This is a genomic window from Radiobacillus sp. PE A8.2 (genome assembly GCF_045635475.1).
Taxonomy (GTDB): domain Bacteria; phylum Bacillota; class Bacilli; order Bacillales; family Amphibacillaceae; genus JBJGXI01.
The window spans coordinates 40883-56398 of the sequence record NZ_JBJGXI010000022.1 but is presented as its reverse complement, the minus strand read 5'-3'; the positions used below and the strand labels follow the sequence as shown (position 1 = coordinate 56398).

Genomic DNA, 15516 nt, shown 5'->3' with positions numbered 1-15516 from the left:
AATATACCTGATTGTCAATTCTCTTATCTCCTTCATAATAGATATTTGATGTGTTTATTAAATTCAACTACTCTTTTATACATCACAAAGGAACGATAAAAATACAAACAATCATAATTAAAAGCCCTGAGTAACCTAGTGAATCGATCACCAATTTTGATTCTGAATTTGTATTTTCGTTTTCTTTCTTTTCATATTCTTTGTACATTTTTTGTTGTAAGTGTTCATCTGGGAAAATCACATCTGCATGGTTAGCTCGACTTGCAAAGAATATCAAACGGTGAATTTTTATAGCTGGCAAGATTAAAATAAAACCTACAATAATTCCAGCTACACCAATGACATGTCTGTTTAAACTGGAAGTAAAAATAATTGAAATTACAGATACAAATACAAACACTATCAAACTAATAACTAGAACGTTCCTGATCTTTTTCAGTAGTGTCCCCTCCTTCCAAACACGATTTCAATGATCAATCACCTCACTAGTTTGAACAATTAATGGGGTTGTGTTTAGCATAACAGAAGAGTGAATTTTCCGATATTTAATTACAAATTACTGATTCTAACCAGCTCACCTAAATTATATCCTACCCACACACCGATAAGTGGGAAGGCATCGCGAGGGAATTCCATCCTTGAATTCTCAAAATTTGTATAAAACAAAAACACTGTTAAAGCAACACTCACTACACTAATAAGGACAGCACCTATCATTGTTCTACGCTTCCAACGTTTCTCTCCCAAACGGTCTCTGTCAAATTCCTGCAACCGCTTATTTGTCTTTGTACCGACCGGCTTTCCTGTATTTAGCGTGTATAACGAGGTAACTGCAATTATCCAGCAAAGCACGCAAAACATTACGAAAATCATGGAAACTTTTCCAATCTCAACAAAATAACCAAACAGCACAAATACTAATAGCATTGCGAGATTGTATTGAATTACTTGCTTCTTTTTTAAACGTTTCACTTCTTGTATATCCCATTGGGTTTCCCCCATTTTATCCTCCCTTTCATTTTAGAATCTAGATGCTACGGTTTTTAGAGTGTTTTTCCATAAATGGTTGCTTACTTGTCGGTTGTGAAAATAGCCAAATAAGTGCATAAAAATTTACTTATTATCTACAAAAGAACGAACCAACATCGTTCCTGCTAACACCGATAAAACCATATGTGTTTCAGGCAGTGCGAAAATATCAGGATATACATTATCTGTCCCCCCATACCACAAATACCAATAGATAGTTGGAATAAACATAAGAACAGACAATATCACTGTTGGAATAAGAAGTTGCCAATTCAATGTAAACTTTCCTCTGACAAGCTTTCTTAAACCGTTCCATTCCATCAATACACCAAATAGGAATGCCCACAAAGACATTGTCGTTAGTAGATTGATGATATCCCCTGATGCTCTTTGTGATGCTAGTTGAATGTCGTGGTAATTGCCAACCATCAAATAAAGTAAAATTGTCATTCCCAAAATCACTGCTAAAACACTGAATACTTTTTTCAGAATAGTACCCCTCCTAAAAGTACAAATAATCATTTTGAATTTATTTTTAAAATTTATATAAGTCTTGTTAAAAGATTCTTTTATAAGACAGCTTTAGAATAGATAGGTAATTGTGCAATTAAGGAGTTTAATAGCATTCTTTATCGAAAGAATACGGCATATATTATAAATCCTAATATCATTATCAGAATAAGCATTCCTGTACCTTTCCAACTTAAACCACCAACTAAATCAGGTAGTCCACCACCGTGAATGTTTCCAGCAGGATTTCTTTTTAACTCTTCTTGATGGATTCGCTCTCTGGTTCTTTCGGGATTCTCTTTTTCTCTTCGCAATCTAATCCCTCCTTAATTACTGTACGAAACCTTAATGCAAAACGTTTCGGATTAATTGATTAAATTGCCATAGATAAAATTATAAAAAGACCGCTACAAGCAGTCTCTTTAAATTCTACCTATATTGATTAACAAAGTAACAACACAATATAATGCAAAGAACATAGAAATAAGTGAAATATACTTTGTTACCCCTTTTTCTTGTCTGACAATAGCAAAAAGTGATAAAACAAATCCAATTAAATATAGGATTGCTCCTACGAAAACGCCATACCAATTTGTGATTAACGGTAAATTAAGAGATGAAAATGGTTCAATCGCTAAGAACAAACCTATGATTACTAGACATATAGACCAAAAGCTAAAGTTTTTGATCATACCTTACACCTCGCTTCTCGATTTTCTATAATATATTTTAACAAATCAGAATTTTGCTTGTATCCAAGGAACAATACAGACGAAAACAGCCTTATTTTTTAATTCTATTTAATCGCAGAGCGATGAAGAATCATTCCTGAATTGTATACTACTGATTTTTCAAAGTAACCATCCTTATATCTGAATACAGACAAGTTCATATTTGTACCTTTTTGCTGAAATACAATAGCATTTTGATTATTCTCTTCATTTACCACATACATTTCAGCCAACCCATGTACGTGGTCATCGAATAAAGTATAATATTCCCCTTCATCTTGCACCAGTAACTGCCATACCTGGCTGCTGTCCCAAAGGTACTGACCTTCATTATCTGGATCTGGTACTGGTGCTGGAGAAATATTTAAAATAATCCGCTCATTTTGACCATCTCCGTCGATATCTACTTCTATATCTTCTGCTGTTAACACGTCTTCATAAACTGTAAAATCTCCAACAGGTATGTTAGTGGTGTCGTTCTCATCTATGATACTATTAGGTTCACCGGAGCTATTTATCCTATCCTTCTGTATTTCAGTTACAGTCATATATCCGATTAAAAATAAAATAGAAACTAATACTAAACTGAGTAAAACGTTTTTAAGATTATAAGATTTATGAGTATAAAACTGCTTTTGTTGCTTTGTCGTTAACCTTGAATACAGTTCTTCTTTATCTTTGTTCGAAAATAAATTATCGGATCCAATATAATCATCCAAGCTTTTCTTAATTTTGTTATTCAAGATCAACACCTCCTAACTTTTTCCGTAACAGATCCCTTCCCCTAGAAATTCTAGTTTTTACAGTTGATTCATTTAAATTTAAGATACTGCTAACTTCCTTAACCTTTAACTCTTTATAATAAAATAGTATGATAACTTCACGATACTTGATGGACAATGATAATACTTTTTTAGCAATAAAAATCGATTCATCACCTTTGACCACGATCTCCTCTACACTTGAGGTACTTTGTCTGTCAACGAAATCCCCTAGGACCACTTTTGTACGATGCCAGCTTCTAAAATAGTCACGACACTGATTGATTGCAATCTGATAAATCCAAGTTTTAATAGATGATTTGTTTTCATATCGTTCCAAGTTATTATATATTTTTATAAATACTTCCTGCCACAAATCATCCGTTACTGTAATATTTTTAACGTAAAGGAAAATAAGACGTTTTACATCTTCTCCATATTTTTGCAATATTGACTCAAATAAATTCGTTTCCGGTATCTTACCGAACTCACTCACCATATCACCCACCTTTACTTATTAGACGTAGCATCATATTTTTTGGTCCCATTTTTTTATTGATATGATAAATTTTGATGCCATAACCGTTGTCTTAATTTCCGCTTGCCGTAAAGGAGAGTCTGAATCTCCTTGGTCATCGTAGTAAAAATTTAAAACCCATTTTCTTAACATCTCATAGCGACGAGGTGGATTATTTTGTTTCAGAAACATCAAATTCATTTCGAGATATTTCAGGCAAACCTATAAAAATTTTGATCCAATGGTATACCATGTAAGCTTGTCCTCCGATGAAACACTAAGATACATGTTTATGGTTTCTTGCTTCTACGACCACCAGTGAGATCTGAATCAACATCATCCAGGCCTAATATGATATCTTTTTACACATGCAAATAAAAAGAGTGAATATTTTGATTATTTTCTAGAATAAAATTCACTATTGACGTCACTTGTTGGAATTATATATTGTCTTCTTCAGCACCATTTGAATTTCGTCTTTTATCTACTTGTACCCATTTTTTTAATGAACTTCTATCAGGATAATTTTTTTCATAGTGTTTATTGCTTTCTAATAATGCCATTCCCTTTTTAGTTAACCGCGCTGGTTTCAAAGAATATTGATCATTAGCCCTCAATACTCTTTCCAAAAACCCTTCTTGCTCTAACAAAAAAATAAAGTTTCTAAATTCGTATTCCTTTAGTCCATAATCATTTGGTTCAGGCAGGAAATTTTTCCTGTGAATTTCTCTTATAATACTGTATGCTACACGCAAAACTGATCACTCCTTTTTCAATTTAGCTTTCCTTTGGCTAAAATTTAATTATCCGCTTGAATAACAAATCAAAGCCTGTTGGCATTTGGAAGGGCATTTTGTATTCTTTGAATTTAAACTTTATATTTGAAAGGTCATGAGTTAAGGCAGGGGATACGGTCAAATAATTTATGGTACTTTTAGAAACAGCCCTAAACTTTACTTTCAGTGTTAATGGAACAAGGTTGTAGACCCTCATTTCATGTAATCTTTCCGGTCATTAAAATTATTCCTTATTGAGGGAAGCTATTTTTTCTAAAAGTACTAAGGTACATATAACAACGGTGCAACTTAAAGTTGCTACAGAAACTAATATTGCAATATTAGTTGCAACATTAACATCCATGTTAAGACTTAACCCAATGAATATTACAAATAGAGATATTATGAGATTTATCATACCACCTAGTAAAATACCAAATAACAATTTGCTCCTATCAAAAAATATAAACAGACAAATCAGCAAAACAATAATAATAAAAGATAAAACACCTATCATTTTTTCACCTCACGTAGTAAACCGATTTTATGGTTATTTTAATGTTACCATAAATATCCTTTTATATGGGGTTATAATGAAAAAGCGTTCCTTTCTATTTGAAGGAACGCCAATAGTGCAATAGGAGCGGATACTTTATGAACTCTTTGTTTCACGATCGTACCGTTTGGTTAATCAGACTAACTACCACGATATTTCTCGCATTTCTTTAGGTACCATTACTTCCTCCAGGAAAACGTTTTAATACTCCTATTCCATTGAATTCGCAATATTTATCAAATCATCAAATGTAGTCTTTGATTTCAATTCCATGATCATGATCTGATGCCGAAGATCATCCTTTCCTGTCCACTCAATAGACTTGGAACTGTTATCTCCTCTTAATTCTGCTTCTGCACCACTATTCAGTGTAACTATCTTATCAGGATTTTTCCCATTACTATCAAACTCTTGATACCAAGTAGTTACATGCAATCCCCAACCAATTACTGATCCACCGTAAGAAAATTGGGTAGACAAAATTTGATCATCTGCATTCCGGTCAACTCGGAATGTAATACTTTTTGGGTCAGAAGGAAATATCGTCGGTACCGTTAACAGATGTTGGACATCCTTTGGTAATTCAGCAATTTTTGCTTTCACTTGTTCAGGATAATCCACTGTTTTATCTTCTATTGTTACTATGTCAGTATCTTCAACAAATTGAATCATTGATGAATCATAAGCAATATATACTCCTAATACCAGAATAATAACTCCAATTACTGTCGCTAATCTAGGTATCCAATTTATATGCTTTTTTTTCTTATTAATGCGCATATAAAACCTTTCTTTATCTTCATCTTTGACCAGAGTGTTTAAGCCAATATAGTTGTCAAATGCTTTTTTCAGGTTCTGATTCAAATCGCTCAAGATATTCACCTCCTAGTTTTTGTTGCAGTTTCTTTTTGCCACGCATCATCCTTGTTTTAACGGTTGACTCGTTTAGTTGTAGTGAAATACTAATTTGTTTCATACTAAAAGACTGGTAGAATCTAAGAACAAAAATTTCTCGGTATTTAATTGGCAATGCTAAGATCGCTTTTACTACCTCCATATCTTCTTCGTTTTCAATTGCACGTTGTTCTGCAGACTTCCCGATGGACCTTGACTTTACTTGATCGTTAAATGGGAAGAATCGTTGAATAGAAGTACGCAAATAGTCTTTGGATTTGTTTATTGCAATTCTACATAACCATGTTTTGAACGAGGAGTTACCTTTAAATAGTCTTACGTTTGTATAGACTTTAATGAGAAACTCTTGAAAAATATCATCCGTTTGTTCATAGTTTTTAACGTATGTGAAAATTATACGTTTAATCTGATCACCATATTGTTTGATAACATAATCAATTATTTCATCTTTTGATTTTTCTAATATTTCATTTTCCCTTTCCCATGACTCCAAGCGTCCTCACCAACTTTCATAACTTTCTCTTTAGACGAATCAAAACGAAAAAAGTCCCATTTTCTTTAAAAAAATGGCACCTTTAGTAAAATTATTTATCTCTGATTGGACTTAGCTCTCGTCAGTAAACCGTTCTTCCGAATCTACCTGTACCCATACCACTATTTCAAATTCTCGGTAACAAAATTAAGATTAATCTCTAATTTCCTTCTGTTTTTCACACTAGAAATACTTATAACATAATTTGTCAAGCTCTCTTTAGTTGAAGAGCACCAACTATTAAATCGACATCTGTCCATAGAATTTGCATATTTTTCATACAAGCCCTAATTCGTTCATATACTTTATCGAACTATAAAAGAAAAGGAGAAATCCAAGTATGAAGGTTATATATGTTGAAATAACAAGGTTAAACAAATATTTAAAAGTAGCTTTTGCTATGTATATTATTATTTTGTTTATCATTAGTTTTTTAGGAGTAAGCTGGTATTCTCCAAAACTTCAGGCTGATTACATTGATGTTTCTCATAACATTACTCCATTTAAAACCATATTCACTTACATACTAAATCTTCATCATTATAATTTCGATACTTGGTTTTATAATACAATAGGAAATGTTCTAATGTTTATACCACTTGGATTTTTACTTCCCCTTACTTCTAACAACTTCAAACGATTTACTCAAACAATTGTTACTTCAGTCATTCTAAGTTTTTCTATCGAATTTACCCAGTACCTTGCTAAATTGGGCGTATTCAACATAGACAAGATAATACTAAACTTTATAGGGTGTTCGATAGGTTTTTATGCGTTTAAACTTACTTGTAAACTAACACAAAGAGAATAGTTGGTGATTACCAATTACTCTAGTCCTGAATCCAAACAAAAAACATCTTCCTCATTACTTTCCAAACCAGCAGCTTGGCAGGGTTATGTTTCTTCAACGTAATACTCTATGCACCACCTAAGTAGTGGTATAAAAATCAAGGTTCCTTTTACTTTTGCTAATTCAAATGTATTGTCGGATTCATCTTCGTATAATATTGCTCTACCGTAATTTGCATTTATACTTTCTATTACATTAGAGCTTGAGGTAATGCACACTCAAATTCTATTCAATATGATCCGGTGTTTGATTTGTACCTTCGTTAACACTATCCGTTTGCATTATTTCATTTGTATCCTTTTCGTATTGATAAAAGTAAGCATTCTTCGGTTCATCTTGAAAATGCACAACCGCTTGATAATCACCCGTGTGGATAATTTCGTCATCTTCGCCTGATTCAAGGATCTCAACAACATATATTTCTTCTATATCCGTTTCCTCATCATATCCTTGTTTTTCTAAGTACGAAATAGTGTCATTCTTTATCTGGCTATGCTCTTTTTGTAGAAAGAATGATTGAAAAGCAAAAATGAGTACTAATACTATGAAGGCTCCGATAAATCCTTTCTTTTTCGAAATAATAATCACCCCTATTTTGATAGACCATCGATTATTCAAAATGCACTTTTAAATATCAGCATGCTGGTTAGATAATCAACATCATACAAGAACATTCTGCTTTGGAATACTCAGATTATTACCAAAGTACTTATTCATTCAGAACTCTCTGCATTCCTCAAAATAAAAATCTCTCTAATAAACGCACCAATAACTATTGAAAGTGCAATTACAACGATAAGATTTAACACCCTAACAAATAAATGTGGGGAGTTAATAACTAATAAACTATTAATAATAATTATAACTGCATAAATTACACAGAATAATGTCAATTTAGCGGGTGTATTCCGTTTATTTACTTCCATTCCAATTGACCTCCAAACCTATTGCTTGTTAGTTCTCTGGTTCAACATAACGTGATAATTCTTAACTAGTATGGCTCTATAGTAGTAAGCTTTGCTTTAGTCGGAGATAAATGGTTCCATTTATAACTCCCCATATACTTTTCGTTTTTACTCGTTAACTTGAATACATGCTCAGTCACCTCAATTTTTTTATCGTAAGTGACTAAGTAATACTTGTTGTCCTCCTGTAATTTTTCTTGAACAAGTATTACACCAGAAGTTGCAACCTCATTTATTTGAATATAGGTAAAAGAGAAGATCGCAATGGTAGTAACAACAATAAATAATGCTCTAATCCCTGTTTTAAAATTTGGAATTCCCAACCCTCTTATACGCAAATACTTTATTCCATAAAACATATAAACCAATAAAAGGGCGGGGATGAGAAACATTAAATTGGCGACACTGGATATCATCTCATACAAAATATAATTAAAATCTGCGATTGCTTGGATTTCATGACATACTATTCCTATAAACACCAAGTACGTGTTGCTTAAAAAAAATTTTAATGCAATTTTCTGTTGCTTAAATGTTTTTTCAAGAGCATTTTTCCTATCAAAACCTATGTCCCTATTCAAATTCCAACCACCTCTTTACTGAAAATTCATATACTTTATTGCAACTGCCCGTTATTTTACTTTTCTTTTAAACTACCTAGAAATGTATATCCGAAAATTATGCCAGCTATTGTTGCTATAAACCTTATCCAGATTGTACCAATGATCATATTTTAAATATAGTCGATAAATTTCATTCACCTGATCAAGCCCACAACCTGACCTGTCATGCGATTTCAATAATCCTCATGCCTAATTTTACCATAAAAATCCCACCTATAACCAAAACCATCAAATTCCCACAGCAAGTTTATACAAATCAGCCTCACATTTCCCAATCCACACAAAAAAACAGTCCAATCAAGGTGTACAAATGTACCCCTCAACTGAACTGCCCAATTCAAGTCTCTTAGCTATTATCATACGTCACTCGTAGCTGCTAAACTTTTTTGAATTTCTACTTCTTTTAACTTCCGGCGCAAAATCTTGCCGCTTATCTTTGTTTTCGGTAATTCGTCTAGCACTTCAATCTCACGTGGTGCTGCATGTGCAGATAAGTTATTTCTGACAAACAACCGAATGTCTTCTAGTAATTCACTTGATTCGGTATATCCATTTCTTAACGTAATGAATGCCTTCACTAACTCACCACGTAATGGATCTGGTTTGCCGATTACTCCCGCCTCTGCAACTGCTGGGTGCTCAATTAATTTACTTTCCACTTCAAATGGGCCGATTCTTTCTCCTGCCGAGTTGATCATATCATCGCTGCGACCTTGGAAAAACACATAGCCTTCTTCGTCCTGCAACGCTAAATCTCCAGAGATATACCAGCCTTGATATTGGAAATAGGAATCAAATTTTTCTTTGTTTCCCCAGATTTCTTTCATTAATCCTGGCCAAGGGGCTTTCACGGCTAATTGTCCTACTGAACCTGATGGTAGCACGTTTCCTTGCTCATCAAGAATGCCAACTTCTATTCCTGGGAATGCTCTCCCCATCGATCCCGGTTTGATCGTTTCTGATGGGAGGTTGACGATTAAGTGCCCGCCAGTTTCTGTCATCCACCATGTATCGTGGATTCTTACACCTAAACATTCCCACGCCCAATGGATGACTTCCGGATTTAACGGTTCACCAACGCTTAACACGTGTCTTAGTGTTGATAAATCATAGTTTTTATATAAATCTCCTTGTGACAAGAGCATCCGAAATGCCGTTGGTGCACTGTACCAAGTCGTTACCTTCAAATCTTCAATAAGCTGATACCAGTTTTCCGCTTTAAAGCGTCCGCCTTGGATTACAATCGTTGCGCGGTTCAACCACGGAGCGAATAAACCATAGACACTTCCTGTAACCCAGCCTGGATGTGACGTACACCAATATACGTCGTCTTCCTTAATGTCTAACACCCACTTTCCTGACTGATAATGGTGAGTAACGGCACGATGCGCATGTAGCACGCCTTTAGGCTTGCCTGTGGAACCACTTGTATAATGAATAATTAATCCGTCTTCTGGATCAACCCATTCAACAAGCTCCTCTACGTTGTCTGCTTCAAACGGGGCTGCCTCGATGCCTTCGACAAATAATATTGTTTCCAATGATGGTATTTCTTGCTTTGGAACACGTTTAACTAACTGTTGATCCGTAATCAGAACCGTTCCCGTACAGTCATTGATACGATCTTTGACTGCATCTTCCATAAACGCTTCAAATAACGGACCAGCAATCGCACCAATTTTTATAATAGAAAGAATCGCAATATAGCATTCTGGTGTCTTCGGAAGGAAAACAAATACGCGATCTCCTTTTTTAACACCATGTTGCTTTAAAATCGCCGCATAATGATCTGTTTTATCTTTTACTTCTTTAAAGGTAAAAGATCGGGCAGCTTCGTGTTCATTCACATAATGCAAGGCAACCTTATCGCCATACCCTTCTGCCACATGGCGATCGATCGTTTCATAGGCTGCATTAAGCTTGCCAGTTTTCGTAAAACTTAATTGTTGTGCAGCATTGTCCCATTGAAATGATGCTTTTGTTGCTTGATAGTCTACAAGATTGTGTGCACCTGATAATGCTGCTATAACCTTTGTATCTGTCGACATAATACAACCCCCTTTGTGATTTATCGCTAGGATGAAAGTAAATGTGCTCTGTTTAAATCTAAACTGTCCAAAATTTCTGACTTATAATCTGCTAAAAGCTTGCTTCCTCGTGCTCGTGGACGAGGTTCTTTTATCGTTATTTCCCGGGCAATTTCTCCAGGTTGGCCACGTAAGATCACGACACGATCACATAAATAGGTCGCTTCATCAATATCGTGTGTTACTAACACAATCGTTGACTGATATTTTTTCCAGACGTCCAATAACAAATCCTGAAGCTGCATTTTCGTAAATGCATCAAGTGCACTAAACGGTTCATCTAGCAACAATATTTCTGGGGAAGTTACTAACGCACGAGCAATTGCAACACGTTGCGCCATCCCACCGGACAACTGTTTCGGATATAATGCTTCATTGTCTTTTAATCCGACACTATCCAAATATTGTCGAGCTAATTTTTCCTTTTCCTGCTTCTTCCCTTTTAGTCCGAACGTGACGTTGTCTAATACGGTCAACCACGGTAACAAGCGCGGTTCTTGAAAAATAAAACCAGTCGTATCATGTATTTCCTTAGAGGTATTACCATTTATCGATATTTCACCTTGATAGTCATTGTCTAATCCTGAAATCGCCCGTAATATCGTACTTTTTCCACAGCCACTCGTACCTAACAGACCAACAATTTCACCTGGTGCGGCTGATGTAGTAATATTTTTCACAACCGTATTGTCACCGAAAGTTCTGCTCACATTTTTTAATTCTAAACTCATGATCATACCTCCTATGATTTTCCAATACGGTCCTGCCAGTGTAAGGAACGATTTTCTACTATTTTAAGAATCCAGTCCGATAGTTTACCAATAATCGCGAATAAGATAATACTTGCAATAATTGTTTCTGGGCTTAAGGTGTTTTGCCCTAGTACTAACAAATAACCTAACCCTTTACTAGCACCCATTAGCTCTGCTGCTACAACGAACATCCAACCAAGGCCTAACCCGCTTCTTAGTCCAACAAGGAATGAAGGAAGTGATGCCGGTAAGATAATTTTTCGAATGAGTGTAAACGTATTAAGACCGTACATTTTTCCAACTTCAATTAGTTTTCTATCAACACCTAATATTCCGCTAACGATATTTAAATAAACTGGGAAAAACACACCAACGGCAATCATCGTTACTTTCGATGTTTCTCCAATTCCCATCCATAAAATAAACAATGGTACCCATGCAAGTGATGGGATTGATCGGAACGCTTGAATCATCGGGTCAAACAGCTGCTCTGCTTTTTTGTAAAACCCAACTAACGAACCAAGGATCAACGCAACAACTGTTCCTAAAACGAACCCGGCGAATACACGGTACGTGGTAATTCCAATGTGTGTCCATAATGAACCATCTTGTGCTAACTCTGCAATCGTCGCTAAAATGACGGTTGGAGATGGAAGTTGATAGGAGGGAAAGACTCCTAATCTACTTAGCAACTCCCATAACAAGATTAAAAGAATCGGCAGAATGCTACCTAATACTAATCCTTGCAATCTGGCGCCTTTCCTACGCTCTTTTGCTTTTGTTTTGGTGGTGCTTTTTCCAGGAACATACCCTGCTGTTACTTCACCTGGATTTTTGGCCATGTTGATTCCCTCCTATCTTTTCCGTAAATCTAGTTTGCTTACTCGATAACCTCTTCTGCATAGGTAGACTCAATTAGCTCAGTAGTTAAAGCTTCCACATCTACATCCGCTTCAATAACTTCGCCTTCTTGTAATACCTTACCAGCAGCAACAATTGCTTCGTAATGAACATCGCCTGGTATTGGCTCTGAGAAATCATTTCGCTCTAATTGCTTTTTCGCCACTTCTACGTCAATCCCAGCTTCTTCCGCTAGTAATTCTGCTGCTTCTTCTGGATTTTCTATGATCCAGTTTCTAGCTTTCTCATAAACTTTGATCACGCGGTTCACATAGTCAGGATAATTTTCCGCAAATTCTTCTCTTACGTTAAGGAAACCATACGTGTTGAAATCTGCATTTCGGTAAAATAGCTCTGCTCCAGATTCTAGTTCTAATCGTGCCATGTGCGGATCCAAGCCAGCCCATGCATCAACGGAACCAGATGCAAGTGCAGATGCGCCATCACCATGCTGCAAATTGACAATTTCTACTTCATCTACCGGTACACCTTCTGCTGCTAGTGAACGAAGTAAGAAAATATAAGGGTCAGTTCCAATTGTTGCTGCAACCTCTTTACCACGCAAATCCTGTAGAGACGTGATACCTGAATCTGGATTCGTCACCATTGCCGTCCATTCTGGCTTCGAATAAATGTACACGTTCTTGATCGGTGCGCCATTTGCTTTGGACATTAATGCCGCAGCACCTGCTGTTGAGCCAAAATCAACACTGTCACTATTTAAGAATTCAAGAGCTTTGTTACTTCCTTGGCTTAATGCCCATGTAACTTCAATATCATCATCTGCAAATTCTTCCTCAGCCCAGCCAAACTTTTTCAATACTAAACTTGTTGGAGAGTAATACGCGTAATCCAGTCTAATTTGTTCTGGTTTTCCTTCTGAGCTTGCATTCGAGCTAGAGCATCCTGTAGCCAAAACAATCACTAATCCTAATACAACAATCGCCAAAAAACTTCTAATATCTATCAATGGTCTTTTTTTCATTGTAAATCCCCCTAGTTTTTTTAATTAAATTTCACATGCATACGTGCTGATTGTTCCTCTTAAACGCTGTGCTTCTTTATACGTACATCGGTTATGCACCACTTGTAAACCTGCATCTCTTGCAATCTCTGCTGCTTCCGGTGACACAACACCTTCCTGCAACCAAAAGATCTTCGGCTTCACTTCAACTGCTTCATGGGCAATTCCGATTGCTGCTTCTGGGCTTCTAAATACTTGCACAATATCAATTGGTTCTGGGACGCTCTTCAAATCTGGATATGCTGTTTCACCAAGAATTTCGGTCTCTCTCGGATTAACCGGAATAATTTTATAACCAAGACGTTGCATTTTTCTTGCTAACCGGTAGCTTGGTCTTGCTTCTTTACCGCTTAGTCCGACAACTGCCAATGTTTTTTGGCGAGTAACTTCCTTGCCATCCACTATTGTTCGTTCGTTGGCACTGCTTAACGCCCACTTGATGACACCTTCATCATTTACAACAACTTCTGTTTTTTCAGATGCTCCAATACCAGTTGCCTTCACTAATGCTTGATCTAAATCGTTTGTAATGTCTCTTACTGACTCAATACCAACAGATAGGCGAACAAGTTCTTCTTTAACGCCTGTTTCTTCAAGCTGCTGCTTCGATAACTGTTGGTGTGTTGTTGATGCTGGATGTATGATTAATGATTTCGCGTCCCCTACGTTTGCTACGTGTGACCAAAGTGACACATTATTAATCAGCTTTCTTCCTGCTTCTTTTCCACCTTTTATACCGAACACAATCATCGAACCAAAGCCGTCTTTCAAGATTCGTTTAGAAAGCTCGTGTGACGGATGACTCTCTAATCCTGGGTAGCTAACCCAATCTACTGCAGGATGATTTTCCAAGTGAGTCGCAAGCTCTGCAGCATTACGGTTATGGCGCTCCACTCGTAAATGCAATGTTTCTAATCCTTGGATAAGCTGAAATGCATTATAAGGACTAAGTGCTGCCCCGAAATCGCGAAGTAATTGCACACGAACCTTCGTAATAAAAGCTAGTGTTCCAAAATCAACGGCGTACTGTATTCCGTTATAGCTTGGATCTGGTTGTGTAAAGGTTGGGTACTTTTCTGAATTCCAGTTAAAGCGTCCGCCATCGATAATGATGCCGCCGATTGATGTTCCGTGTCCGCCAATCCATTTTGTAGCAGAATGTACAACGATATCTGCACCTAAGGTAATTGGCTTACACACATACGGTGTTGCGAATGTATTATCGACAATTAGTGGAACTCCTGCATCATGAGCAATCGCTGCGACCGCTTCTACGTCCAACACTTGTAATCCTGGATTACCAATTATTTCGCCGAACACCGCTTTTGTTTTCTCATTGATCGCTTCTTTAAAATTTTCCGGATTGGTTGGATCAACGAATTTAACATTGATGCCGTACCTTGGCAGTGTGATTGCGAAAAGATTGTATGTTCCACCGTACAGGTTCGTACCGGCAACAATTTCATCTCCTGCACTTGCCAGATTCAAGATTGATAGTGTAATAGCTGACATCCCGGAAGAAGTTGCTACTGCCGCAACCCCATCCTCTAGAAGCGCCATTCGTTTCTCAAACACATCGACCGTTGGGTTACCGATACGCGAATAAATATTCCCTGGCTCATCTAGTGCGAATAATCGCTCGGCGTGCTCTGTATCGTGAAATACGTAAGAAGTTGTTTGATAGATTGGTACTGCTCTTGAGCCTGTTGTTGGGTCGGGTGCCTGCCCGCCGTGTAGTGTTAGTGTTTCTAAATCGTACGTTGTATTATGTTCAGTCATTGTAAATTCCCCCTAAGTAAATTTTGCTGTATAAAAAAACCCTCTTCCAAAGAAGAGGGCATAATATTTCATTCCTCCTCTTATCTGCCAGGAATAATATTCCTGCAGGATTTAGCACCTTCTCAAGCTACGTATAGCTTAATGGTTGCCGGGCTTCGTCGGGCCAGTCCCTCCGCCTCTCTGGATAAGAGATCCATATCTATTCACTT

The 15516-nt window shown here is 36.5% G+C and carries 20 protein-coding genes and 1 riboswitch; of the genes, 2 read left to right on the top strand and 18 right to left on the bottom strand.

Translation table 11 applies throughout. The features are described from left to right. Positions 1-82: 82 nt before the first annotated feature. The 8 genes from ACI6MV_RS13080 to ACI6MV_RS13045 all read right to left on the bottom strand — a co-directional run bounded on the left by ACI6MV_RS13080 (position 83) and on the right by ACI6MV_RS13045 (position 4303). Positions 83-400 (bottom strand): hypothetical protein, encoded by a 318-nt coding sequence (locus tag ACI6MV_RS13080; protein WP_407270750.1) that lies wholly within the window; start codon positions 398-400, stop codon positions 83-85. Between the two features lie 149 nt (positions 401-549). Continuing rightward, positions 550-1002: a hypothetical protein gene (locus ACI6MV_RS13075; RefSeq protein WP_407270749.1), complete on the bottom strand. Its 453-nt coding sequence runs from the start codon at positions 1000-1002 to the stop codon at positions 550-552. Between the two features lie 111 nt (positions 1003-1113). Continuing rightward, a complete protein-coding gene (locus ACI6MV_RS13070) occupies positions 1114-1479 on the bottom strand; it encodes a hypothetical protein (protein WP_407270748.1) in 366 nt (121 codons plus the stop codon). A gap of 179 nt (positions 1480-1658) precedes the next feature. Then, complete coding sequence (locus ACI6MV_RS13065) at positions 1659-1853, bottom strand: DUF6366 family protein (protein ID WP_407270747.1); 195 nt, start codon at positions 1851-1853, stop codon at positions 1659-1661. A gap of 108 nt (positions 1854-1961) precedes the next feature. After that, the gene (locus tag ACI6MV_RS13060; protein ID WP_407270746.1) at positions 1962-2231 is read right to left on the bottom strand and encodes a hypothetical protein; all 270 of its coding nucleotides are present in this window, start codon (positions 2229-2231) and stop codon (positions 1962-1964) included. A gap of 104 nt (positions 2232-2335) precedes the next feature. Continuing rightward, positions 2336-3013: a hypothetical protein gene (locus ACI6MV_RS13055; RefSeq protein ID WP_407270745.1), complete on the bottom strand. Its 678-nt coding sequence runs from the start codon at positions 3011-3013 to the stop codon at positions 2336-2338. Next, a complete protein-coding gene (locus tag ACI6MV_RS13050) occupies positions 3006-3527 on the bottom strand; it encodes a sigma-70 family RNA polymerase sigma factor (protein WP_407270744.1) in 522 nt (173 codons plus the stop codon). Before ACI6MV_RS13050 ends, ACI6MV_RS13055 begins: the two co-directional genes overlap by 8 nt. Positions 3528-3988: 461 nt before the next feature. Further along, a complete protein-coding gene (locus tag ACI6MV_RS13045; protein ID WP_407270743.1) occupies positions 3989-4303 on the bottom strand; it encodes a hypothetical protein in 315 nt (104 codons plus the stop codon). Positions 4304-4626: 323 nt separating this feature from the next. On the opposite strand from ACI6MV_RS13045, the gene ACI6MV_RS13040 reads away from it, so the two are divergent. Further along, the gene (locus tag ACI6MV_RS13040; RefSeq protein ID WP_407270742.1) at positions 4627-4965 is read left to right on the top strand and encodes a hypothetical protein; all 339 of its coding nucleotides are present in this window, start codon (positions 4627-4629) and stop codon (positions 4963-4965) included. 125 nt (positions 4966-5090) lie between these two features. Here ACI6MV_RS13040 and ACI6MV_RS13035 read toward each other — a convergent pair whose 3' ends face one another. Both ACI6MV_RS13035 and ACI6MV_RS13030 read right to left on the bottom strand, forming a co-directional pair. Beyond that, a complete protein-coding gene (locus tag ACI6MV_RS13035) occupies positions 5091-5753 on the bottom strand; it encodes a hypothetical protein (protein WP_407270741.1) in 663 nt (220 codons plus the stop codon). Next, complete coding sequence (locus ACI6MV_RS13030) at positions 5716-6288, bottom strand: sigma-70 family RNA polymerase sigma factor (RefSeq protein WP_407270740.1); 573 nt, start codon at positions 6286-6288, stop codon at positions 5716-5718. Before ACI6MV_RS13030 ends, ACI6MV_RS13035 begins: the two co-directional genes overlap by 38 nt. A gap of 379 nt (positions 6289-6667) precedes the next feature. Between ACI6MV_RS13030 and ACI6MV_RS13025 the strand changes: the two genes are divergently transcribed. After that, a complete protein-coding gene (locus ACI6MV_RS13025) occupies positions 6668-7138 on the top strand; it encodes a VanZ family protein (RefSeq protein ID WP_407270739.1) in 471 nt (156 codons plus the stop codon). Between the two features lie 264 nt (positions 7139-7402). Here the strand turns inward: ACI6MV_RS13025 and ACI6MV_RS13020 are convergent, their stop codons facing one another. The 8 genes from ACI6MV_RS13020 to ACI6MV_RS12985 all read right to left on the bottom strand — a co-directional run bounded on the left by ACI6MV_RS13020 (position 7403) and on the right by ACI6MV_RS12985 (position 15307). Further along, the gene (locus tag ACI6MV_RS13020) at positions 7403-7795 is read right to left on the bottom strand and encodes a hypothetical protein (RefSeq protein ID WP_407270738.1); all 393 of its coding nucleotides are present in this window, start codon (positions 7793-7795) and stop codon (positions 7403-7405) included. A gap of 95 nt (positions 7796-7890) precedes the next feature. Further along, positions 7891-8103: a hypothetical protein gene (locus ACI6MV_RS13015; RefSeq protein WP_407270737.1), complete on the bottom strand. Its 213-nt coding sequence runs from the start codon at positions 8101-8103 to the stop codon at positions 7891-7893. 65 nt (positions 8104-8168) lie between these two features. Beyond that, entirely contained in the window at positions 8169-8723 is a 555-nt protein-coding gene (locus ACI6MV_RS13010; RefSeq protein WP_407270736.1) for a hypothetical protein, read from the bottom strand. Positions 8724-9121: 398 nt separating this feature from the next. Further along, a complete protein-coding gene (gene acsA / locus ACI6MV_RS13005; protein ID WP_407270735.1) occupies positions 9122-10813 on the bottom strand; it encodes an acetate--CoA ligase in 1692 nt (563 codons plus the stop codon). Positions 10814-10839: 26 nt separating this feature from the next. Further along, positions 10840-11583 carry an ABC transporter ATP-binding protein gene (locus ACI6MV_RS13000; RefSeq protein WP_407270734.1) on the bottom strand — a complete coding sequence of 248 codons (744 nt, stop codon included), beginning with the start codon at positions 11581-11583 and terminating at the stop codon, positions 10840-10842. Positions 11584-11594: 11 nt separating this feature from the next. Continuing rightward, positions 11595-12446 carry an ABC transporter permease gene (locus ACI6MV_RS12995; protein WP_407270733.1) on the bottom strand — a complete coding sequence of 284 codons (852 nt, stop codon included), beginning with the start codon at positions 12444-12446 and terminating at the stop codon, positions 11595-11597. A gap of 38 nt (positions 12447-12484) precedes the next feature. Next, positions 12485-13489: an aliphatic sulfonate ABC transporter substrate-binding protein gene (locus ACI6MV_RS12990; protein WP_407270732.1), complete on the bottom strand. Its 1005-nt coding sequence runs from the start codon at positions 13487-13489 to the stop codon at positions 12485-12487. A 24-nt stretch (positions 13490-13513) separates the two neighbouring features. Next, positions 13514-15307 carry a PLP-dependent aspartate aminotransferase family protein gene (locus tag ACI6MV_RS12985; RefSeq protein ID WP_407270731.1) on the bottom strand — a complete coding sequence of 598 codons (1794 nt, stop codon included), beginning with the start codon at positions 15305-15307 and terminating at the stop codon, positions 13514-13516. Between the two features lie 77 nt (positions 15308-15384). Next, a riboswitch (SAM riboswitch) is annotated at positions 15385-15498 on the bottom strand. Positions 15499-15516 lie beyond the last annotated feature (18 nt).